We start from the raw sequence: 19231 nt of genomic DNA, 5'->3' as shown, positions 1-19231 counted from the left end.
CGGGGCCCGCGACACTCTCAAGGCCATCCGGGACGGGACGCCCCGAAGGACCGGGGGCGGGTGGGCACGGGACGTCAGGAGACCCGAGCCGTCAGCGGCGCTTCCTCCACACCGGCCTTCTCGGTGTCGGCGAGAAAGGCGCCCAGCGAGGCCAGGATCCCGGGCGCCGGCCGGTAGTAGACCCAGGTGCCGCGCCGCTCGGAGGTGAGCAGGCCCGCCTCCCGGAGCTTCTTCAGATGGTGGCTGACCGTGGGCTGGGAAACCCCCACGTCGGCGATGTCGCAGACGCACGCCTCACCACTGGGGTGCGAGGCCACCCGGGACAGGAGGCGGAGGCGGACGGGGTCGGCCAGCGCCTTGAACATCGCCGCCATGACCTCGGCGTCCCCTTCGGACAGCGCGGCGGTCACGAGGGGCGGGCAGCAGGCTCCGGCCGGCGTGCCGGGTATGTGAGAGGTCGGCTCGGCCGAGGGTCCGGACCTCACGCGGAGGCCGCCGGGCGGCCCATGACGGCGTCCGCGGCGCTGGGAAAGCAGGCCACACAGGCCACGTTGATGGAGTAGAGCATCGACGTTCCCTGGCGCTCGCGCAGGACGAACCGCACGTCCGCGAGCAGCTTCAGGTGGTGGGACACCGTCGACTGTCCGACGCCCATACGGTCCACGATCTCTCCCACGTTCATCGGCCCGGGGGCGAGCGCGAGCAGATTGAGGATCTGCACGCGGGTGGGGTCGGAGAGGGCCTTGAACCAGGTGGCGTAGGACTCGGCCGTGCTTCGGTCGATCAGCTGGGCATTCATCGTACCGCTCATGATCCATCGATGTTATTCGATAACCACCCGTGACGGCAAGGTTCGTGCGGTCCGGAGGAGGCTCACGGAGGGCCCGCCGAGGACCGCCGACACCTCGTGGGCACCCGAAACCGCCGACACGACCGACCGTGTATGTACCACGCAGGGGACACTCCCACCGGTGCGACCTGCGAACAAGCCCCACTCCCCCGCAGCCGGCCCCGTGAGTGCGGGACGCGCCCCTGCCCTGGGGCGAGGGGCCCCGGATCTCCATTGCCCCCGTTCCCTTTAATCGTCTATCATCGATATTCGATAGAAGGGGGTGCCCCACGAGCCTCCCCGCGCGGCTCGCCACGTCTCTTGTAGGTCGCTTCACGGCGCCGCTCCCCTCATGTGTCACCGTCTCAGAGAGGTTCACCTGTGGACGAATTGCGGGCCCTGGGCCTGTTCATCCTGCTCGAGGTGCTGCACTACCTCCCGTGGTTCCTGGTCGCCATCGTCCTGGGGATCGCCGTACAGCGTCTGTCGATCGACGTGGTCGCGCGCCGCAGTTTCGCCCACGGGCGCAGGGGCGTGCTCGGCATCGCCATCGTCACGGCCGTCGGAGCGTTCAGCCCCTTCTGTTCCTTCACCGTGATCCCGCTGATCCGCCGCTTCCTGATAGCCGGCGTCCCGCTCTCGGCGGTGATGTCGTTCTGGATCGCCTCCCCGTCCATGGACCCGGAGATCTACGCGCTCTCCGCCGCCCAGCTCGGGCTCCCCATCGCCACCGCCCGCCTGATCGGTGCCCTGGCACTGAGTTTCGGCGCCGGTCTCATCGTCCTGGCACTGGAACGACGCGGCCGGTTCGCCGATCCGCTCCTCGACTCCACGGAGGAGAAGGCGCCCGCCAAGAGCTGCTCGCAGGAGACCGTGGCCGTGCCCGAGACGGCCTGCTCGGCCGCGAAGGCGCCCGTGCCCCAGACAGTGACCGTCGGAGGCGGCGGCAGCGCCGGCGGCGGCAGCGCTGCGGGCGGCTGCGGTGGCTCCGCCCGGGAGGCCGAGGCCGTGCCCGCGGCCGGTGGCTGCTCCACCGCCGCGCGGAACGACGCGGACGACGACGGCACCCCGTGGCGCGTGCTCGTGCGGCGCGACATCAAGAACCTCCGTGCCGGCGAGATCCTGAAGGAGATCGTCAGCGACTCGCTGATCCTGGGCAAGTGGCTGCTCCTGGCCATCGTCCTGGAGGCCCTGATCGTCCGCTACGTCCCCACCGACGTCGTCTCGGGCATCCTCGGCACGGACGGCGTCGTCTCCGTGCTGGTCGCCGGCCTCATCAGCGTCCCGCTCTACCTCAACGGCGTCGGCGCCATCCCCGTCGTCGAGGGCCTCCTGGACCAGGGCATGGTCGCGGCGGCGGGCGTCACCTTCCTCCTCGGCGGCGCCATCACGACGATCCCCGCCATGGTGGCCGTCAAGAGCGTCGTCAAGACGAAGGTCTTCGCCTTCTACCTCGGCGTGGGACTCCTCGGCAGCATGGCCATCGGCCTCGTCACGCTGCCCCTGCTCTGACCCGGCACTCCTCCTCACCCCCCACCCACGCTCCTGCGGCGACCCCCGACGCCGCAGGAGCGTCGCCGTACCGCCGACGAACACCGTGCGCACGCCCCTTCGGGAGCGCACCAAGGCAAGGAGCGCCCATGACCTCTCCCCCACGTCCGGACGTCACCCTCGCCGCGATGACCGACGACCACGCGCCGGACGTCATGGCGATCTACCAGCAGGGCATCGACGAGGGCGACGCCACCTTCGAGACCACCGCGCCTCCGTGGAGCGCGTTCGACACGTCCAGGCTCGCCGCACACCGGTTCGTGGCGCTGGACCGGCGGGGGCGGGTGGTCGGCTGGACGGCGGTGTCGCGCGTCTCGGTCCGGCCCGCGTACGCGGGAGTCGTCGAGCACTCCGTGTACGTCTCTCCCACGGCGCGCGGAAACGGCGTGGGGCGCACGCTCCTGGAGGCGTTGATCGTCTCCACGGAGAAGGCGGGGATCTGGACGATCCAGGCGGGCATCTTTCCCGAGAACGGCGCGAGCCTCGCCCTGCACGCGTCCACGGGGTTCCGCGTGCTCGGGCGCCGGGAACGCGTGGCTCGCCATCACGGCGTCTGGCGCGACGTCCTGCTGGTGGAGCGGCGTAGCCCGGTCGTGGAATGACGGTGCCGGTCACCTCGGTGACCGGCGTCGGGGCGCGGGTACGCGGCCGGCGCGGATCGGGCCCGCGCCGACCTGCGGGTCAGGGGAGCTCGAAGGGCAGGTCCATGCCGTCGAGCGCCGCCGCGCATGCGCATCGCCTCTCGGCGTCCAGGAGGGGGACCGTCCGCAGGACCAGGTCCTTCAGGCGTTCCACGTTGGCGCCGAAGACCCGGAAGACCTCGTCCTGCGAGACGCCTTCCCCGCGCTCCACGCCGGCGTCGTAGTCGGTGACGAGCGCGATGGAGGTGTAGCAGAGCGCGAGCTCGCGCGCGAGGACCGCTTCCGGATGTCCCGTCATGTTGATCAGGGACCAGCCGGCCGACGCGTACCACTGGGACTCCGCCCGGGTGGAGAACCGTGGCCCCTCGACGACCACCATCACCCCACCGTCGTGGACATCCGCCCCGGCCTCACCCGCGGCCTTGAGCACGGCCGCCCGCCCGGCGGCGCAGTAGGGGTCGGCGAAGGAGACGTGGGCCGCGCCGCGGTCGTGGTACGTCTGCACGCGGCCCGTGGTGCGGTCGACGAGCTGGTCGGGAAGGACGACGCTGCCGGGGCCGAGGGACCGGCGCAGCGAGCCGACGGCACAGGGTGCGAGGACCTGTCGTACCCCCAGTGAGCGCAGTGCCCACATGTTGGCGCGGTAGTTGATGCGGTGCGGGGGAAGCTCGTGGTGACTGCCGTGCCGGGGCAGGAAGGCCACGGTGCGGTCGCCGACGGTTCCCACGGACACCGCGTCGGACGGCGGTCCGTACGGAGTGGTGACCTCCACGCGCCGTACCGACTCGAGGAGTTCGTAGAAGCCGCTGCCGCCGATCACGGCGATGTCGGCGGTCGGCTCCTCGGATGGATCACTCATCGTTCCGTTCCTCCTGAGGTGGGCGTACGGGACGGCCGTGGGCCGCCGGGGCCAGGGCCGGAGACGAGGGGGGCGAGGGAGGTGACGGTCTCGTGCCCGCGGACGGCCGGACGCTCGTCACCCGGACGCCGGACCGCCACGGTCCGCCAGCCGGCCTCGGCGGCGGCGTCCAGCTCGGCGCCGACGTCGCTGACGAACAGCAGGTCGTACGGCGCGTGCCCCAGCTCCTTCGCGATCGCGTCGTAGGACGCGACGGAAGCCTTGGGGCCGGCCGTCGTCAGGTCGAAGTAGCCGTCGAGCAGGGGCCGGAGGTCGCCGAGCGCGGTGTGGCCGAACCAGTCCCGCTGGGCGGCGACGGAGCCCGACGAGTAGACGAACCGGCCGACACCCCACGCCTTCCAGCGCTCCAGCGCCGGTGGTACGTCCGGGTACACGTGTCCGTGCAGCTCGCCCGCCTCGTAGCCACGCGCCCAGATCAGCCCCTGCAGCGTCTTCAACGGAGCCGCCTTCGCGTCGGCGTCGGCCCACTGCTCCAGGAGCGCGAGGGCGTCCGCCTCGTCGACGGCCGTCCCGGCGTGGGCGGTGACCGCTCCGAGGACGCGCCGCCACTCGGCGGTGCCGCGGTGGGCGGTGACCCACGAGGCCAGGCGCGCTCGCGCGTAGGGGAACAGGACGTCCCGCACGTGGCTGAGGGAGCCGGTCGTTCCCTCGATGTCGAGGACGACGGCACGGATCCCCGGCCGGGGCGGCCCGCCCTGTCGGCCCCCGGTCATCGGCTGTCCCTCAGCAGGGCGTCGAGCCGGGGAAAGGCGCCGGCGATGGGCTCCTGCGTGAAGTCCCCCACCCATCCGTCCTCCTTCTCGAAGAACCGGATGGCGCAGAAGTCCGGCACGGGTCCCATGTCGAACCAGTGGCGGGTGCCGGCGGGCACGGACAGCAGGTCGCCCGCCTCGCACACCACGGCGTAGACGCGGTCCTCCAGGTGGAGGTAGAAGCAGCCGGTGCCCTGGGCGAAGAACCTGACCTCGTCCTCGGCGTGCCGGTGCTCGTCGAGGAACGTCGACCGGGCCTTCGCCGCCCGCTCCTGCCACTGGGCCCCCTCCTCGGGGTGGAGGCGGGCGACGTCGACGAGCCTCAGTCCCTGGCGGGCGCAGAGCTCGTCGACCTCGTGGCGGTAGGCGTCGAGCAGCTCGTCGGACGACACCTGCGGGGTGACCCGGGTGCGCAGCGGCCAGCGGGTGAAGGAGACGGACCGTTCGCGCAGGGCCCGCGCGATGGCCTCCTCGTCGCGGGTGCGGAGCAGGACGGTGTCCGGTGCGTCGTCCGGCATGATCTGCAGCAGTGTCATGGCGCGGTCCTGGGGTCGGGTGCCTGCGCGGCACGGGTGACATGCAGTTCGGCGTGGGAGAGCACGAGCAGGTGGCAGAGCGACTCGAGGCATTCGAGCCGGTTCCTGGCCTGGCCCAGTGAGTCGCCCCAGGCGGTGATGCCGTGATCGGCCAGGAGCAGTCCGGGCGGGCCTGCCCGGTCGGCCCCGAGGTGGGCGGCGACGTCGTCGGCGATCCGGTCGACCTGGGGCCAGTTGGGGAAGACCGGCAGGTCCGTGGAGGTCGGGTCCTTCAGCCCCAGGCCCTTGAGCAGCTCGAAGCGTTCCACGCGTACCGAGGAGACGGCGTCCGGGGAGGCGGCGCGGTGGGCGACGACGGTGGCGTACGGGGAGTGGACGTGGATGACGGCACGGGCTCCGGTGGTGCGGTAGACCGCCGCGTGGATGGAGGTCTCCGCCGAGGGGCGGACCTGGCCCGGTCGGGACGCCTCGCCGGTGCGGGCGTCGACCTCCACCACGTCCCGGACGGTCAGCGCGCCCTTGTCACGGCCGCTCGCCGTGATCAGCGCCCGGTCCGGATCGTCGGGCAGCCGCATGGAGACGTTGCCGGACGTGCCCGGCATCCATCCGCGTTCGTACAGGGTGCGGGAGATGTCGGCGAGTCGCCCGGCGGTCTGCTTGCCCGCGACGGTGGACGGCGCATAGCTCATGCGGTCACCTCGGAGGTGTGGTGGACACCGTGCTCGGAGACGATGGCCGTGATCAGGGAGGCGGGGGTGACGTCGAACGCCGGGTTGTAGGCGCGGGTGTCGGGCGGTGCGGTGCGGATTCCGCCGTAGGCGGTCACCTCGTCGGCGTCGCGCTCTTCGATGACGATGTCCCGGCCGTCGGCGAGGGACCTGTCCCAGGACGACTCGGGGGCGACGACGATGAACGGGATGTCGTGGTGGGCCGCGGCGATCGCCAGCCCGTAGGTTCCGATCTTGTTGGCCACGTCCCCGCGTGAGGTGATGCGGTCGGCCCCGACCAGGACGCAGTCGACGAGCCCTCGGCCCATGGCCGCGGCGGCGGCGCTGTCGACGCACACCCGGTGCGGTACGCCGGCCTCGGCCAGCTCCCAGGCGGTCAGACGGGCGCCCTGCATCAGTGGCCGGGTCTCGCCGACGAGGACCTCGGTGACCTCTCCGGCCTCCGCGAGGGCGAGGATCGTGCCCAGCGCGGTGCCCACGGCGGTGGTCGCGAGGCGGCCGGTGTTGCAGTGGGTCAGCAGCCGCAGGGAGCGCTGGGGGCATCGCTCCCGCACGAGCCGGGCAGCGTGTCCGACCATCCGCCGGTTGACCGCCCTGTCCTCCTCGATCATCGCGGTGGCCTCGGCCAGGACGGCGTCGGGGCCGTCGGATAGCCGTCCGAGCACCCTGTCGACGGCCCAGGCGAGGTTGACGGCCGTGGGGCGGGCGGCGGCGATGCGCCGGGCGTCGGCGCGCACGGCCTCGCGCCCCGGGCCGTCCGTACGGGACGGGCAGTGGGTGTACGCGGACAGGGCGACGCCCAGGGCGCCCGCCAGTCCGATGGAGGGGGCGCCCCGTACCGCGAGGGTCGTGATGGCGGTGATGACGTCGTCCACGGTGGCCAGGCGCAGGAGGCGCCGCTCGTGGGGCAGCGCGCGCTGGTCGAGGGTGACGATGGCGTCGCGGTCCCAGCGCAGTGACGGCTGGTCGGAGTGCTTGCTCACGGGCGGCGGCTCCTTGGGGCCTGAGGGTGACGGCGGTCAGTCGGTCAGGGGACGCGACCGCAGTTCGACCAGGGTGGGCGCGGCGTCCACGTCGGCGGTCACCTGCTCGTGGTCGTCGCCGACGGCGATGACGTAGCCGTACCGGTTCATGTACGCCCGCGGCGGGAGGGCCAGTCGGGTGCCGGGGCCGGCCGTCGCGACCGCGGTGTGCACCGTGGGGCCGAAGAGGTCGGTACGGACGGTCACTTCGACCGCCTCGCAGTCGGCCTCCGGGTAGAGGAACCTGACGGCCGCGGTCCTGCGCGCCTTCGGCGCGGTGTCGGGGGTGAGCCCGGCCGCCACGTGGGCGGCGGCGACCGCCGGGTCGGTCCCGGTGGCGAGCATCCCGATGAGGGGGATGAAGTCGCCCCCGAGGCGCGCGTTGATCTCGACGAGGCGGGGGCCCTGGGGGGTGAGCTTGAACTCGGTGTGCGTGGCACCGTGCTCGAAGCCGAGCGCCTTGTGGATGCGGTGCAGCTGGTCCAGGAGTTCGGAGTCCTGGAGGAGCGGGTCGGCGGCGTCGACGGTGTGGCCGGTCTCCTCGAAGTACGGTTCCATGCCGACCTGCTTGCGCGCCACGATCGTGGGGGTGCACACGCCGTCGACGACGACCGCGTCGATGCTGATCTCGGGACCGGTGAGGTACTCCTCGACCAGCACGTCGGCCTCGTAGCGCGGCACTCCCGGCCAACTGGCGCCGCCGGCCGCGGTGAAGGCCGCCTCGACGGCGTCGCCGTGATCGGCGCGGACGACACCGAGGCTCCCGGCGAGACCACGGGCCTTGACCACCACGGGATAGCCGGTCGCGTCGGCGGCACCGCGCGCCTCGGCCGCCGTGGCGACCGGGACGCAGGCCGGCTGCGGCACGCCGGCGGCCGTCAGCCGCGCCCGGGTGGTCGCCTTGTCGCGGCAGGCGAGCACCGCGTCGGGCGCGCTGCCGGGCAGGCCGAGGCTCTCGGCGAGCCTCGCGGCGGTGTGCACGAGGGACTCGTCGTAGGTGAAGACGCCTGCGACGGGCAGCCGCCGCATGACCTTCTCCGCCTCGGCGAGGAGTTCGTCGACGTTCCTGGTGTCGAGGAGCGAGGTCCCCTCCACGTAGGGAAGTTGCCAGCTCGGCTCGTGGGCGTCGAGGAGCCACAGGCGGAAGTGGCGGGAGACGGCCGCCACGATGTACTCCCGGTAGCGGCGGTCACCGCTGCCCATGAGAAGCAGGACCGGTGCCTCGGTGGGGGACGACTGCGGGTGGGGCGTGGCGGCCATGGCGGGAAACCTTCGTGTCGACGTGGGGTCGGGGCAGAGGCCGGCCGACGGAGGGGGGCGGAGCCAGGGTCGGCAACGACGCTGTCGCCCAACGGCCGGAACCCTGCCAGCATTGAGCAATGTATGTCAATAGATCGATGAATGGCCGGGAAGTGACCCTTGCGGACCGTCATCGGCCCCCGGCGCCCCCGCTCCGGCGCGTCCCTCTCCACGGACCCTCGCCCACGCCCCCGTCGGTCCATGTCGGCCTGGACATGCACGCGGACGGACACCCTCACCCGCAGGTCGCGTCGCCGCGGTCACGCGGTGCCGCCTGGCCCGTCAGGCGCGTGGACGGATCGATCGGCAACCATCGATCCTCCGGCGTCGCACCCGCTTTCCGGACGTCCCGGGGCGGGCCGGCAGCGGAACCGTCAGAACGGGGAACCGTCAGAACGGGGAGCCGTCGGCACCGCGCGGGAAGGCCCGCTGCCTGAGTTCGCCGAGAGCGTCCCAGCGAATGGAGAACCAGGCCCAGGTTCCCCGCTGTTCGCGGCGCAGCAGCCCGGCCGTGGTGAGGATCTTCAGGTGGCGGCTCACCGTGGGCTGGGCCAGGTCGAGCGACTCGGTCAGGTCGCAGACGCAGAGTTCCCCGGCCGGCGACTGGTCGATGAGGTGGACGATCTGGAGGCGGGTCTGGTCGGCCATCGCCTTCAACCGGGCGGTCAGCACCTCGACTTCGTCGCGGTCGATCAGCAGCCCCGGGGAGCACGGGACACATCGCTCCGCGCTCAGGTCCTCAACCGGTATGCCCGCCAACGGAATCGCCATCCGGACACCATACGAGCCGACAAGATCGCAGGGCGAATCCGAGGCCGATATCCGTCAGGCGTTCACCAACCGTTCACCCACGGGCTCATCGCAGCAGGGCCGCGATGGCCCGGGCGGCCTCGCGGGCGGGGCGGCCGACGCCGACGAGGGTGGCCGAGGCGGGGCCGGTCCAGTCGCCGTAACCCAGCAGATGGAGGCGGGGCTCTCCCACAGCCTCCGTTCCCCTGGTGGGGATGTACCCGCCGGGGCCGCGGAGCCCGAGCGGGGCGAGGTGGGCGAGAGCGGGGCGGAAGCCCGTGCACCAGATGATCGCGTCGGCCTCGGCCCGGCTGCCGTCGGCCCACTCGACACCGGTCGCCGTCACCCGCGTGAACATCGGCTGTGCCTTGAGGAGGCCCGCGTCGCGGGCTTCGCGTACAGGCGGCACGGCGACGATGTCGCCGAGCGAGGCGACTCCCCCGCCGTCGGCGCCGCCTTCGTCGAGGGCGCGGCGCCGGGCGGTGGCGTGGTCGAAGAGGGCACGGCCGTCGATGTCGTCGGCGAGGAACCGGGCGGGCCGCCGCGTGACCCAGGTGAGGTCGGTGCCGTACGCGAGATCGGCGGCCACCTGGGCTCCGGAGTTCCCCCCTCCCACGACGACGACCCGCATTCCGGCGAACTCGCCGGGAGTGCGGTAGTCGACGGTGTGGAGCTGCCGCCCCTGGAACGCGTCACGGCCGGGGACGGCGGGGAGGAACGGTCGTGACCAGGTCCCGGTGGCGCTGACGACGGCCCGGGCGCGCCAGGTGCCGGAGTCGGTCTCGACGCGAAGGCGCTCGCCGTCGCGGCGGACCGCCCGGACGCTGACGGGTCGTCGGACGGGGAGTCCGTAGCGCTGTTCGTAGTCGGTGAGGTACTCGACGACATGGGTGGCGTCGGGGTACGTCCCGCCCGGCTGCGGTGGCATGAGGCGGCCGGGCAGGGAGGAGTAGGGGGCCGGGGAGAAGAGGCGGAGCGAGTCCCAGGTGTCCCGCCAGGCTCCGCCCGGCGTGGGCCGAGCGTCCAGGACGGCGAAGTCGAGGCCGCCGAGGCGGCGCAGGTGGTACCCGGCCGCCAGCCCCGACTGGCCCCCGCCGATCACGACGACATCGAGTGAGCCGCTCATCTCTCCGGCCTCCCTTCGTACGACGGCGCTCCGCCCGGTCGGAGTGGCGGGGCACCCAGAAGTGACGTGACGGGGTTACCGCCGGGCGGGGGCGAACCGCTTGCGCCAGGCCAGCGACACGTACACGAGCGCGACCAGGACCGGGACCTCGATGAGGGGGCCGACGACTCCGGAGAGCGCCTGCCCGGAGGTGACGCCGAAGGTGGCGATGGCGACGGCGATGGCGAGTTCGAAGTTGTTGCCGGCGGCGGTGAAGGCGAGCGTGGCGGTGCGGTCGTAGGGCAGGCCGACGGCCTTGCCGAGCGCGAAGGTGCCGAACCACATCACGGCGAAGTAGACCAGCAGGGGCAGCGCGATCCGGACGACGTCCAGCGGCTGGGAGGTGATCGTCCTTCCCTGGAGGGCGAAGAGGACGACGATCGTGAAAAGCAGCCCGTAGAGCGCCCACGGCCCGATCTTCGGCAGGAACGTCGTCTCGTACGACTCGCGGCCCCGCGTCCTCTCACCGATCCGGCGGGTGAGGAAGCCGGCGACCAGCGGAACGCCGAGGAAGACGACGACGTTCAGGGCGATCTCCCCCATCGAGATGTCGAGCGCCTCGCCCTCACCGAGGCCGAGCCATCCGGGAAGCACGTCGAGGTAGAACCAGCCCAGGACGCCGAAGGCGACGACCTGGAAGACCGAGTTCAGGGCGATCAGGACGGCGGCGGCCTCGCGGTCGCCGCGGGCGAGGTCGTTCCAGATGACGACCATGGCGATACAGCGCGCCAGACCGACGATGATCAGGCCGGTGCGGTACTCGGGCAGGTCCGGCAGGAAGATCCACGCGAGGGCGAACATGAGCGCCGGACCGAGGACCCAGTTGACGACGAGCGAGGAGACCATGAGCCTGCGGTCGCCGGTCACGGCGTCGAGCCTGTCGTACCGGACCTTGGCCAGCACCGGGTACATCATGATCAGCAGGCCGACGGCGATGGGCAGCGAGACGCCGCCGATCTCGACCTCGGCGAGCGCGTCGTCCAGTCCGGGGATCAGCCGGCCCAGGCCGAGACCGAGGGCCATGGCGAGAAGGATCCAGACGGCCAGGAAGCGGTCGAGCGTCGACAGCCTCGCCACGACCGACGGGGCATCGGCGGCGACGGGCGCGTGGTCGGTCGACGGCTTGGCCACGACCGAGGAGTCCTCGGCGCCGACGGGTGCGTGGTCGAGGGTCACGGACAGGCCCTCTTGTTCTCGGTGGCGCGACGGGCGGACTCGGCGAGGTCGGCGAACCGGCCGGCGAGCTGGGCGATGACGTCCGGCTTCAAGCGGTAGTACGTGAAGCGGCCGCAGGGCTCGGTCTCCACCACACCGGCCTCGCGCAGCACGCGCAGGTGGTTGGAGAGGTTGGTCTGCTTGGCACCCGTCTCCTCGACGAGGTGGGTGGTGCAGAGGGTCTCGCGGGCGAGGAGGGTCACGATCTGGAGCCTGAGGGGGTCGGCCAGCACCCGGATCAGATCAGTGTCGACTGACGTCATCATGGACTGATACTGTCACATCACTCGCCACTGACACCAGCCAGGGCTGATCCCACCGCCGGCAAGGAAGATCCGATGACCGCCGCTCCGCTCGCCTCCGTGCTCTTCGTCTGCGTCCACAACGCGGGTCGCTCCCAGATGGCCGCCGGCTTCCTGAACCACCTGGCCGGTGACCGCGTCGAGGTCCGCTCGGCCGGGTCGGTCCCGGGCGACCGGGTCAACCCGGCCGCGGTCGAGGCGATGCGGGAGGTCGGCGTCGACATCTCCGACCAGAGGCCGAAGGTCCTCACGACCGAGGCCGTGCGGGCTTCGGACTACGTCATCACCATGGGCTGCGGCGACGCCTGCCCGGTCTTCCCCGGCAAGGAGTACCTCGACTGGGCCCTGGAGGACCCGGCCGGCCAGGGCGTCGAGGCCGTGCGTCCGATCCGCGACGAGATCAAGGGCCTCGTCGAGCGCCTCGTCGCCGAGATCGACGCGAAGCGGGAGGCGTGACCGCCGCCGCGCGACGGGGTGACGCGTCCCGGGCGTCGGCGGCGTCACCCGTGAACACCAGCTCCTGCCCGTCACGTTGGCGGACCTGACGGGCAGGAGCTGGCCCCCTGCTCCCGGCAGGAGTGGACCGGGGCGCCGATGAGGATGTCGGCGGCGCTGGGGAACTCGGTGACGCAGCGGGGGTTGACGGCGTACCTGATGCTGGCACCGGCACGGCGCCGGGTCAGGAAGCGGACGGCGTGGAGGACCTTCAGGTGGTGCGAGACGGTCGACTGGCTGAGCCGCAGATGAGCGACGATCTCACCCACCGGCACGGGCCCCGGCCGACCGCTCAGGAACCGCATGATGCGGATGCGCGTGGGGTCGGCCAGGGCCCGGAACCAGCGGGCGTACTCCTCGACGGTCTCCCGGTCGAGTGACGATTCGGACATGGGAATCCTTCGCGGACCATGATGTTCACCGCTGCCGAGCCGGTCCGGCGAGCGGCGGACCGGCCGGGTGGTCGGGAGCCTGCCCGCCCGGCCGCGACGGCGAGCGAAGGAGCCGGCCGACGGGTGTGCCGACGCTCTCCGGGACGGTGGCGGCGCGGCGCCGCCTCCCCGTGCGGGACACGATTCCGCGGGCGATGTCGTCGCCCGGTCGGCCGTCGCGCGCGCCGGGATCGCCAGGGGGCGAACCCGGCGGTGTACCACGTGGCCCGGGCCGCGGCCGGAACTCCCGCTCCGGCCGCGGCCCGGGTGGGACGACGGGTGTCAGCAGCAGGCGCCGTCCGGAGCGCACGCGGGCGCTGCGGCGTCACCGTCGACGGGCTTGCGGGCGCGGATGATCGCGGCGTGGAGGCCGTCGGCCGCCTCCTGGGTGAAGACGACCTCCGCGTCCTTCAGGCCGACCGCGTCGAGCAGTTCCTTGTACTCGGCGACCGAGAGAGCGCCGGCGATGCACTGGCTGTGTCCGCCGCGTTCGGCCCGCTCCTCGGGGCTGAGCCGGTCCTCGGCGACGACGTCGCTGATGCCGAGGCGGCCGCCGGGGGTCAGGACGCGGGCCATCTCGGCGAAGACGGCGGGCTTGTTCAGCGACAGGTTGATCACGCAGTTCGAGATGACCACGTCGACGGTGTCGGCCGGCAGCGGGATGGACTCGATCGTTCCCTTGAGGAGGACGACGTTGTCGATCTCGGCGTCGGCGACGTTGCGGGCGGCGAGGGCGAGCATCTCCTCCAGGAAGTCCAGGCCGAAGACGCGGCCGTCGGGACCGACGCGCCGGGCGCTGAGGATGACGTCCAGGCCGCCGCCGGAGCCGAGGTCCAGGACCGTCTCGCCCTCGCGCAGTTCGGCGACGGCGCTCGGGTTGCCGCAGCCGAGGCTGGCGAGGAGGGCCGCGTCGGGCGCGGTGCCGGGCCCGATCTCGTCGTACGCGGCGGGACCGAAGGTCTGCGGATCGGGTGAGCAGCAGGCGCCGCTCGTCTCGGCTTCGGCGGCCTTGGCCCGGTAGTACTCCCGGACTTCTTCCTGCAGGCTGCCGGCGGTGGTGGTGTCGCTCATGACGGGTGGTCCTTCTCGGTCAGGCGCCGGCGGGGGCGAGGCGGTGCACGGGGCGCGGGTAGGAGGGCTTGAACGACACCGGGGTGGTCGCCGAGGAGGTGACGGCGGCGGCCAGGTCGGCGGCCTTGACGGCCTCGGTCACGGCCGCGTCGAGGGCGTCGGGCTCGCAGGCGACCCGGGCGTTGACGACGGCCCGGCCGGCGGGCGCCGCCGCGGCGGCGGCGCGGTCGAGGGTGGGCTGCGCACCGGACTCGGTGAGGCTGAGCTTGGCGAAGTCGCCGTCGGCCGTCTCGACGGTGATCTTGGCGTGCCCGATCACGGCGTCGTGCTCCGCGGCCCAGGCCGACAGCTCCTGAAGGACCGTGCGGGCCCAGGCGGTCGCGTCGAACCCGTTCCCGGCGGCGGTGAGGTCGAGCTCCTGGTTCATCCAGGCGAGCTGGGCCTCGGCGGCCGCGTAGCGGTCGTAGTCGATGTCGAGGACGACGTCCTCGTTCGTCGCCGGCGCCTGCCACGCGTCGAGGAGCGTCTCCAGGTGGGCGCCCGTGGTGGCCGAGTAGCCGACGACGGTCGCCTTCGGGTTGCTCGTGCGGAGCGAGGCGAGGAGTTGCTCGGCGCGGTCCGCCGTGATGGTGTCCAGCTTGTTCACGGCGATGACGTCGGCCTCGGTGACCTGCTGGCGGAAGAGGTACGACAGGTCCGACTCCGGCTCGCCCCGCTCGGCGGCGCGGGCGAAGGCCAGGTGCCGCAGCGGGTCGACCACGGTGGTCAGGGGGGCGACGACCATGTCGTCGCCGTAGTACTGGCGCAGCGGCCGTACGACGGTGGCCTGGAGGTCCGTACAGCTGCCGACGGCCTCGGCTATCACGGTGTCGACGCTGTCCGAGGCGACCAGCGCGACGATCGCCTCGACGAGGTCCTCGAACTTGCAGCAGAAGCAGCCGCCGGTGACCTCGGCGACGCTGTCGAGCTTGCTCCGCACGAGCTTGGTGTCGACCAGTTCGACGCCCTGGTCGTTGGTGATGACGGCGACCTTGCGGCCCTGCTCCTGGAGCGCGAGCGCGGCGGCGGTCATGGTGGTGGTCTTGCCCGCCCCGAGGAATCCGGTCAGGGGGATGAAGGTGATCATGTGGTCCTTCTCGTCCTTGTCGTGGAGCCGGGCGGGTCAGCCGCAGCAGCCGTCGCCGGAGCCGCCCAGGAGGGGCAGGTTCGCGGGCTGGGCCGGGGCGGGGGACGCGGCGCCGAACGCGACGCGCCGACTGTTTCCGAAGGCGTCCAGCCAGGCGTTCGCCCGCGGGCGCAGCGCCGGGTCGGAGAGCAGCATCGAGGTGGTGACTTCGCGGGGTGTGCAGCCGCGCAGGGCCTTCGCCTGGTGGGCTCCCGCGCCGAACTCGACGGTGCGCAGCCCCTCGGCGTAGGCGTCACGGACGGGCGCGTCCAGGACGAGGGCGAAGTAGATGCCGCTGCGCTCGCCGATCGCGGCGTAGTCGAACCCGGCCCACTTCGGGAAGAGCCGGTGGTTCTTGCGGATGGTGACGCAGGTGGCGACCAGCGCGCCGTCCTTGTAGCCGAGGTAGGCGCGGACGTCGGCGCCCTCGTCGATGAGGGCGGAGAGGATCCCGACGATGTGCTCCGGCTCCTCGCCCGCGCCGTTCTTCTCGCGGTTGAGGCAGGTGAGTTCGGCGATGCGGGCGACGAAGGGGCGGATGTCGCCGCCGTCGACGCGCTCGATCGTCACGCCGGCCGCCTCGGCGCGGCGGACGTCGCCCTTGATGCGCTGACGCTTCTTCAGCGGCAGTGCGGCGAGGTGTCCTTCCCAGTCGGGCGCGTCGAGGCTCATGAAGTCCTCGTAGCCCCAGAAGGTGCTGGACGCGCCGGCGGCGCCGAGCGCGTCGACGAGCGCGTCGTTGCCGCGGCGGCGGGGGATCCAGGGGGCGACGATGCAGCGGATGCCCGCCTCGAACGCGGCCGGCACCAGCTTGTCGACGATGGCCCCCATCAGGGTGGGGGTCCAGAAGTTGTACGCCACCTCGGTGCGGTAGCCCAGCGGGGAGCCGAGCAGGAGCGTCGGGAAGAAGGGATCGGTGCCCAGGGCGTCGACCTCGGCGCTGCGCGCGGCGTCGGTCTCGGCGCCGCAGCACACCTCTTCTCCGGAGGGCGCCTGCCATCCCAGGTAGGTGCGCGGCTCGTGGTCGACGACCGGCGGGGTGGTGAGGATGTAGCCGGGGAGGAGGGCCAGTTCGCCGCGGGCGCGGTGTGCCAGGGTGTGCCAGGGCTGGACGTCGGGGAGTACCTTCTCCGTGGCGCGCAGCCAGGTGGGTCCGAGGTACGGCCACGAATCGGTGAGGCCGGCGAGCTCACCGTTCCAGTCCATGTCCGGGAGGGCCTGGCCGGTGGTGATGACGACGCGGGGTGATCCACCCATGTCAGTGTCCTTGTCTTGTGAGCGGGCGGGTCAGCACTTCACGCAGCAGCGGATCTTGCCCGCGTCCTCGGCGTCGGTACGGCGCTCCTGCCAGAGTTCCTCGACGCGCTTGTCGGGGTGCGTCCACTCCACCCAGAAGCCGCGGTCGACGGTGGCGATGTCCTCCATCCACGGCGAGGAGAGCAGCGGCGAGCCCTTGAACAGCAGCAGACGGGTCTGCAGTGCGGTCGGGTCGGTGACGCGGGCGAGGCCCGTCTCGACCAGCCAGTCCTCGAAGCCGAGGAGCTCCTCGTACTCGATCCACGGGGTGAAGGGGATGAACGTCGGGTACAGCTCGAAGCCGATCCGCTCGGCCTCGTCGACCGCCTCGCGCATGTGGTCGACGTCGATGTGCTTGTCGAAGATGCGCAGGATGCGGTTGGAGGGGAACTCGAGCGCGCAGGTGACGCGGCGCAGCCCGAGTGAGACGAGCTTCTCCAGTTCCTTGGTGTAGTCGAGGACGTGGTCGACGCGGGTGGTGAACTCGAACGTGATCGGGCCGATGGCCTCGACGAGCCGCTCGACCACACCGATGCCGATGGTGCGGGAGTTGAAGAACTCGGCGTCGATGAAGCAGAAGTGCCGGACGCCCTCCTCCGCCAGCTGTAGCGCGTCGGCCAGGACGCTGTCGGCGTCGTAGGCGGCGACGCCGCCGTCGTACGCGCCGTAGACGGAGCAGTAGGTGCACTTGTGGTGACAGCCGCGGGACGCCTCGATGTTGCCCATCAGGCCGAACGGCGAGTGGTGCGCCGGGTAGTGCACGAGCGAGGGGAACAGGTCCCGGGCGGGCTTGGTGACCGAGATGCGCCGACGCGGGGGCTTGGGCCGCATGCCCGTGCGGGTCATCAGGGCGGGCACGGCGTCGAGCGCGAGGGTGCCGGCGGCGAGCTGGGCCAGCTCCTCGCTGATGAGCTCGGGCTCCTCCATGATGATGCCGTCGGCGACGTCGAGGAACTCCCGGTGGTTCATCTGCGCGTACTGGCCGAAGGTCACGACCGTGGTGCCGTACGCCTCCGCGACCCTGCGCGCCAGGGCGATGCCCCGCTCGAGGCCCTCGAACTGCTGGACGGAGACGAGCGTGAGGTCGAAGGGGCCTTCCGGGATGGCGTCGGGAAGCAGGTGCGCGTCCCAGCCGACGACGTCGGCGCCGTGGTGCTGCAGAGCGGCGGCCGCACACGCGGATGTCAGGGGCTGAAGCTCCGCTTCGAACGCGGAGGCAACCAGAACACGGGGACTACTCACACTTCCCCCCAGGGAGTGATCAAGGAGCGTGAACGGAGCGAGATGGGGCCGGGTCAGAGCCCTGGTCGGTAACGACGCTGTCGGCCGACGGCCGGAACCCTGCCAGCGTTGAGCGATGTATGTCAATAGATCGATGAATGACTGAAAGACCATCCCTCCGTGGCCCCGTCGCCACGGAGAGCCACTGCCCCGATTCGCCCACGTCTGTGGCTGGTTGCGAGGAGTGACGGGCCGTTCGATGTGGGTGGTTCACGCAGCGTGAAGCCGTCGACGGCAAGGAGGCCGGCGAGCGGCCCAGGGGCTGCCCCCTTCACGGCAGGCCCGGCCGGCACCTTCGGCAGACCAAGCCGCGGGGCCGGATTCAATCGCCAAACATCGATGATTTCGAGCAATCAAGAGGTCGCCAGGACGACTCGGAGGCGGTAACGTTCGCCCACGGCATCGCGGTCCGCACCCGGGGTCAGCGGGTGGACGGTACCGATGTCATCACGCTTCAGGCCCTTCAAAGGGGAGTGGGCCGAGCACCAGTCGTTCCGGCGCGTGAGCGTCCCACGGCAGCAGCCCCCTCCGGTCCCGGGCGAGTTCAACGGGGAACGCGGTAAGGATCGCCAGGGCATCCGGCTGCAGACCGTACGTCGCCGTCATCCGCACGCTCGATATCCACCGCGTCGCCCTCCCGGAGCACCCGCGGGCTCGCCCGCGTCCGCCCGTCTCGCCCCCGCGGCAGATGAGTGCCACCGGCGCTCACGGCCGCACCCGTGCCACGCCCGGCCCCGGACCCGCCTGCCCCATGGGCGGTGGTCCCCGACCGCTGTTCCTGTTCCCTGACTCCCACCCCTTCCCTCACCGCAAAGGCACCGCCATGTCTTTCATGTCCTGCGACATACGCAGCTCGGCACCGCGCCTCACCGGACGCCGTGTCCGCCAGGGCGCCTCCGTCGCCTCCGCCGCTCTCCTCCTCTCGGCCGCCCTGACCGGCTGCGCCGGCTCCGCGAAGGCCGGCTCGGACGCCATCCAGGCCAGCGGCTCCACCACCGTCGCCCCGGTCGCCTCCGACGCCGCCGAGGCGCTGAAGGCCAAGGGCCTGAACATCACCGTCGCCACGCAGGGCGGCTCCGCCGGCGGCATCTCCCAGCTCGGCACCGGTCAGATCGACATCGCCCTCAGCTCCAAGCCCTTGTCCGACAAGGACCACAAGACGTACCCCGGCACCGAGTTCGTCACCACGCAGATCGGTGCGGACGCCGTCGGCGTCATCATCACCAGGGAAGTGGCCGACGGCGGGGTCAAGGGCCTGTCCAAGGCGCAGGTGGCGGGTCTGTTCGAGGGCAGGATCACCAACTGGAAGGAGGTCGGCGGCCCCGACCTCCAGGTCTTCGTGTACGACAAGGAGCCGGGCCGCGGGACCCGCGAGGTGCTCGACAAGTTCATCTACGGCAAGGACGCGCCTCCGGCCCCGCCCAAGTCGGCGAACTACGCCGTCGTCGGCGGCAACCTGGAGACCCGCAACAAGCTGAAGTCGACCCGCGGTTCCGTCGCACCGCTGTCGACCGGCTTCATCGACGGTCACCCCGAACTGGTCGCCGTGCCCCTGGAGGGCGTCGCCCCCACCCTCGCGAACGTGGCATCCGGCAAGTACCCGATGACCCGTCCCCTGTACATGATCACCAACGGCCGGCCGCAGGGCACCGTCAAGCAGTACATCGACCACATCCTCTCGCCCGAGGGCCAGAAGCTGCTGCCCAAGCACGGCTACCTCACGCGCGAGCAGATGGGCCTCTGA

General features: G+C 71.8%; 21 protein-coding genes. 4 read left to right on the top strand and 17 right to left on the bottom strand.

Going from position 1 to position 19231, the window contains the following annotated elements; translation table 11 throughout:
- Positions 1-74: 74 nt before the first annotated feature.
- Both AB0K65_RS18715 and AB0K65_RS18710 read right to left on the bottom strand, forming a co-directional pair.
- Positions 75-410, bottom strand: a complete 336-nt coding sequence (locus tag AB0K65_RS18715) for a metalloregulator ArsR/SmtB family transcription factor (RefSeq protein WP_365717790.1) — start codon at positions 408-410, stop codon at positions 75-77.
- Between the two features lie 71 nt (positions 411-481).
- Positions 482-811 carry a metalloregulator ArsR/SmtB family transcription factor gene (locus AB0K65_RS18710; RefSeq protein WP_344493458.1) on the bottom strand — a complete coding sequence of 110 codons (330 nt, stop codon included), beginning with the start codon at positions 809-811 and terminating at the stop codon, positions 482-484.
- A 399-nt stretch (positions 812-1210) separates the two neighbouring features.
- Here AB0K65_RS18710 and AB0K65_RS18705 point away from each other — a divergent pair, with 399 nt between their 5' ends.
- Positions 1211-2341 (top strand): permease, encoded by a 1131-nt coding sequence (locus tag AB0K65_RS18705; protein ID WP_365717788.1) that lies wholly within the window; start codon positions 1211-1213, stop codon positions 2339-2341.
- 128 nt (positions 2342-2469) lie between these two features.
- Complete coding sequence (locus AB0K65_RS18700) at positions 2470-2982, top strand: N-acetyltransferase family protein (protein ID WP_365717786.1); 513 nt, start codon at positions 2470-2472, stop codon at positions 2980-2982.
- Positions 2983-3061: 79 nt separating this feature from the next.
- On the opposite strand, the gene AB0K65_RS18695 is transcribed toward AB0K65_RS18700, so the two are convergent.
- The 10 genes from AB0K65_RS18695 to AB0K65_RS18650 form a co-directional block, all read right to left on the bottom strand.
- Positions 3062-3880: an S-methyl-5'-thioadenosine phosphorylase gene (locus tag AB0K65_RS18695; RefSeq protein ID WP_365717784.1), complete on the bottom strand. Its 819-nt coding sequence runs from the start codon at positions 3878-3880 to the stop codon at positions 3062-3064.
- The gene (mtnC, locus tag AB0K65_RS18690; protein WP_365717782.1) at positions 3877-4653 is read right to left on the bottom strand and encodes an acireductone synthase; all 777 of its coding nucleotides are present in this window, start codon (positions 4651-4653) and stop codon (positions 3877-3879) included. Before mtnC ends, AB0K65_RS18695 begins: the two co-directional genes overlap by 4 nt.
- Positions 4650-5228 (bottom strand): cupin, encoded by a 579-nt coding sequence (locus AB0K65_RS18685; protein ID WP_365717780.1) that lies wholly within the window; start codon positions 5226-5228, stop codon positions 4650-4652. Before AB0K65_RS18685 ends, mtnC begins: the two co-directional genes overlap by 4 nt.
- The gene (mtnB, locus tag AB0K65_RS18680) at positions 5225-5917 is read right to left on the bottom strand and encodes a methylthioribulose 1-phosphate dehydratase (protein ID WP_365717778.1); all 693 of its coding nucleotides are present in this window, start codon (positions 5915-5917) and stop codon (positions 5225-5227) included. Before mtnB ends, AB0K65_RS18685 begins: the two co-directional genes overlap by 4 nt.
- Positions 5914-6939 carry an S-methyl-5-thioribose-1-phosphate isomerase gene (mtnA, locus tag AB0K65_RS18675; protein WP_365717776.1) on the bottom strand — a complete coding sequence of 342 codons (1026 nt, stop codon included), beginning with the start codon at positions 6937-6939 and terminating at the stop codon, positions 5914-5916. Before mtnA ends, mtnB begins: the two co-directional genes overlap by 4 nt.
- Positions 6940-6975: 36 nt before the next feature.
- A complete protein-coding gene (locus AB0K65_RS18670; protein ID WP_365717774.1) occupies positions 6976-8238 on the bottom strand; it encodes an ATP-grasp domain-containing protein in 1263 nt (420 codons plus the stop codon).
- 429 nt (positions 8239-8667) lie between these two features.
- The gene (locus AB0K65_RS18665) at positions 8668-9048 is read right to left on the bottom strand and encodes a metalloregulator ArsR/SmtB family transcription factor (protein WP_365717772.1); all 381 of its coding nucleotides are present in this window, start codon (positions 9046-9048) and stop codon (positions 8668-8670) included.
- A gap of 85 nt (positions 9049-9133) precedes the next feature.
- A complete protein-coding gene (locus AB0K65_RS18660; protein ID WP_365717770.1) occupies positions 9134-10192 on the bottom strand; it encodes an ArsO family NAD(P)H-dependent flavin-containing monooxygenase in 1059 nt (352 codons plus the stop codon).
- Between the two features lie 75 nt (positions 10193-10267).
- The gene (gene arsB / locus AB0K65_RS18655; protein ID WP_365717975.1) at positions 10268-11362 is read right to left on the bottom strand and encodes an ACR3 family arsenite efflux transporter; all 1095 of its coding nucleotides are present in this window, start codon (positions 11360-11362) and stop codon (positions 10268-10270) included.
- A gap of 41 nt (positions 11363-11403) precedes the next feature.
- Entirely contained in the window at positions 11404-11712 is a 309-nt protein-coding gene (locus AB0K65_RS18650) for a metalloregulator ArsR/SmtB family transcription factor (protein ID WP_365717768.1), read from the bottom strand.
- A gap of 72 nt (positions 11713-11784) precedes the next feature.
- Between AB0K65_RS18650 and AB0K65_RS18645 the strand changes: the two genes are divergently transcribed.
- Positions 11785-12204, top strand: coding sequence for an arsenate reductase ArsC (locus AB0K65_RS18645; RefSeq protein ID WP_365717766.1), 420 nt, complete (start codon positions 11785-11787; stop codon positions 12202-12204).
- A gap of 71 nt (positions 12205-12275) precedes the next feature.
- Here AB0K65_RS18645 and AB0K65_RS18640 read toward each other — a convergent pair whose 3' ends face one another.
- From AB0K65_RS18640 to AB0K65_RS18620, 5 genes are all read right to left on the bottom strand, one after another.
- Positions 12276-12635 carry a metalloregulator ArsR/SmtB family transcription factor gene (locus tag AB0K65_RS18640; RefSeq protein ID WP_365717764.1) on the bottom strand — a complete coding sequence of 120 codons (360 nt, stop codon included), beginning with the start codon at positions 12633-12635 and terminating at the stop codon, positions 12276-12278.
- A gap of 321 nt (positions 12636-12956) precedes the next feature.
- Positions 12957-13745 (bottom strand): methyltransferase domain-containing protein, encoded by a 789-nt coding sequence (locus AB0K65_RS18635; RefSeq protein ID WP_365717762.1) that lies wholly within the window; start codon positions 13743-13745, stop codon positions 12957-12959.
- Between the two features lie 19 nt (positions 13746-13764).
- Entirely contained in the window at positions 13765-14871 is a 1107-nt protein-coding gene (locus AB0K65_RS18630) for a GTP-binding protein (protein ID WP_365717760.1), read from the bottom strand.
- 36 nt (positions 14872-14907) lie between these two features.
- Complete coding sequence (locus tag AB0K65_RS18625; RefSeq protein ID WP_365717758.1) at positions 14908-16167, bottom strand: GNAT family N-acetyltransferase; 1260 nt, start codon at positions 16165-16167, stop codon at positions 14908-14910.
- Positions 16168-16197: 30 nt separating this feature from the next.
- Positions 16198-17448, bottom strand: a complete 1251-nt coding sequence (locus AB0K65_RS18620) for an RCCLKC-tail radical SAM protein (protein WP_365717756.1) — start codon at positions 17446-17448, stop codon at positions 16198-16200.
- Between the two features lie 871 nt (positions 17449-18319).
- Here AB0K65_RS18620 and AB0K65_RS18615 point away from each other — a divergent pair.
- Positions 18320-19231 carry a phosphate ABC transporter substrate-binding protein gene (locus AB0K65_RS18615; RefSeq protein WP_365717754.1) on the top strand — a complete coding sequence of 304 codons (912 nt, stop codon included), beginning with the start codon at positions 18320-18322 and terminating at the stop codon, positions 19229-19231.

The organism is Streptomyces sp. NPDC053755 (assembly GCF_040677675.1).
Taxonomy (GTDB): domain Bacteria; phylum Actinomycetota; class Actinomycetes; order Streptomycetales; family Streptomycetaceae; genus Streptomyces.
The sequence above is the reverse complement of the archived record's forward strand: the minus strand, read 5'-3'. Positions and strand labels throughout refer to the sequence as shown.

What these genes read in the sequence shown, in the direction of transcription:
- AB0K65_RS18665 (WP_365717772.1), bottom strand. Translation starts at nt 9,048, where the DNA reads ATGGCGATTCCGTTGGCGGGCATACCGGTTGAGGACCTGAGCGCGGAG.
- mtnB (WP_365717778.1), bottom strand. Translation starts at nt 5,917, where the DNA reads ATGAGCTATGCGCCGTCCACCGTCGCGGGCAAGCAGACCGCCGGGCGA.
- AB0K65_RS18615 (WP_365717754.1), top strand. Translation starts at nt 18,320, where the DNA reads ATGTCCTGCGACATACGCAGCTCGGCACCGCGCCTCACCGGACGCCGT.
- AB0K65_RS18635 (WP_365717762.1), bottom strand. Translation starts at nt 13,745, where the DNA reads ATGAGCGACACCACCACCGCCGGCAGCCTGCAGGAAGAAGTCCGGGAG.
- mtnC (WP_365717782.1), bottom strand. Translation starts at nt 4,653, where the DNA reads ATGACCGGGGGCCGACAGGGCGGGCCGCCCCGGCCGGGGATCCGTGCC.
- AB0K65_RS18625 (WP_365717758.1), bottom strand. Translation starts at nt 16,167, where the DNA reads ATGGGTGGATCACCCCGCGTCGTCATCACCACCGGCCAGGCCCTCCCG.
- AB0K65_RS18695 (WP_365717784.1), bottom strand. Translation starts at nt 3,880, where the DNA reads ATGAGTGATCCATCCGAGGAGCCGACCGCCGACATCGCCGTGATCGGC.
- AB0K65_RS18640 (WP_365717764.1), bottom strand. Translation starts at nt 12,635, where the DNA reads ATGTCCGAATCGTCACTCGACCGGGAGACCGTCGAGGAGTACGCCCGC.
- AB0K65_RS18710 (WP_344493458.1), bottom strand. Translation starts at nt 811, where the DNA reads ATGAGCGGTACGATGAATGCCCAGCTGATCGACCGAAGCACGGCCGAG.
- AB0K65_RS18645 (WP_365717766.1), top strand. Translation starts at nt 11,785, where the DNA reads ATGACCGCCGCTCCGCTCGCCTCCGTGCTCTTCGTCTGCGTCCACAAC.
- AB0K65_RS18660 (WP_365717770.1), bottom strand. Translation starts at nt 10,192, where the DNA reads ATGAGCGGCTCACTCGATGTCGTCGTGATCGGCGGGGGCCAGTCGGGG.
- AB0K65_RS18650 (WP_365717768.1), bottom strand. Translation starts at nt 11,712, where the DNA reads ATGATGACGTCAGTCGACACTGATCTGATCCGGGTGCTGGCCGACCCC.
- AB0K65_RS18685 (WP_365717780.1), bottom strand. Translation starts at nt 5,228, where the DNA reads ATGACACTGCTGCAGATCATGCCGGACGACGCACCGGACACCGTCCTG.
- AB0K65_RS18630 (WP_365717760.1), bottom strand. Translation starts at nt 14,871, where the DNA reads ATGATCACCTTCATCCCCCTGACCGGATTCCTCGGGGCGGGCAAGACC.
- AB0K65_RS18700 (WP_365717786.1), top strand. Translation starts at nt 2,470, where the DNA reads ATGACCTCTCCCCCACGTCCGGACGTCACCCTCGCCGCGATGACCGAC.
- AB0K65_RS18670 (WP_365717774.1), bottom strand. Translation starts at nt 8,238, where the DNA reads ATGGCCGCCACGCCCCACCCGCAGTCGTCCCCCACCGAGGCACCGGTC.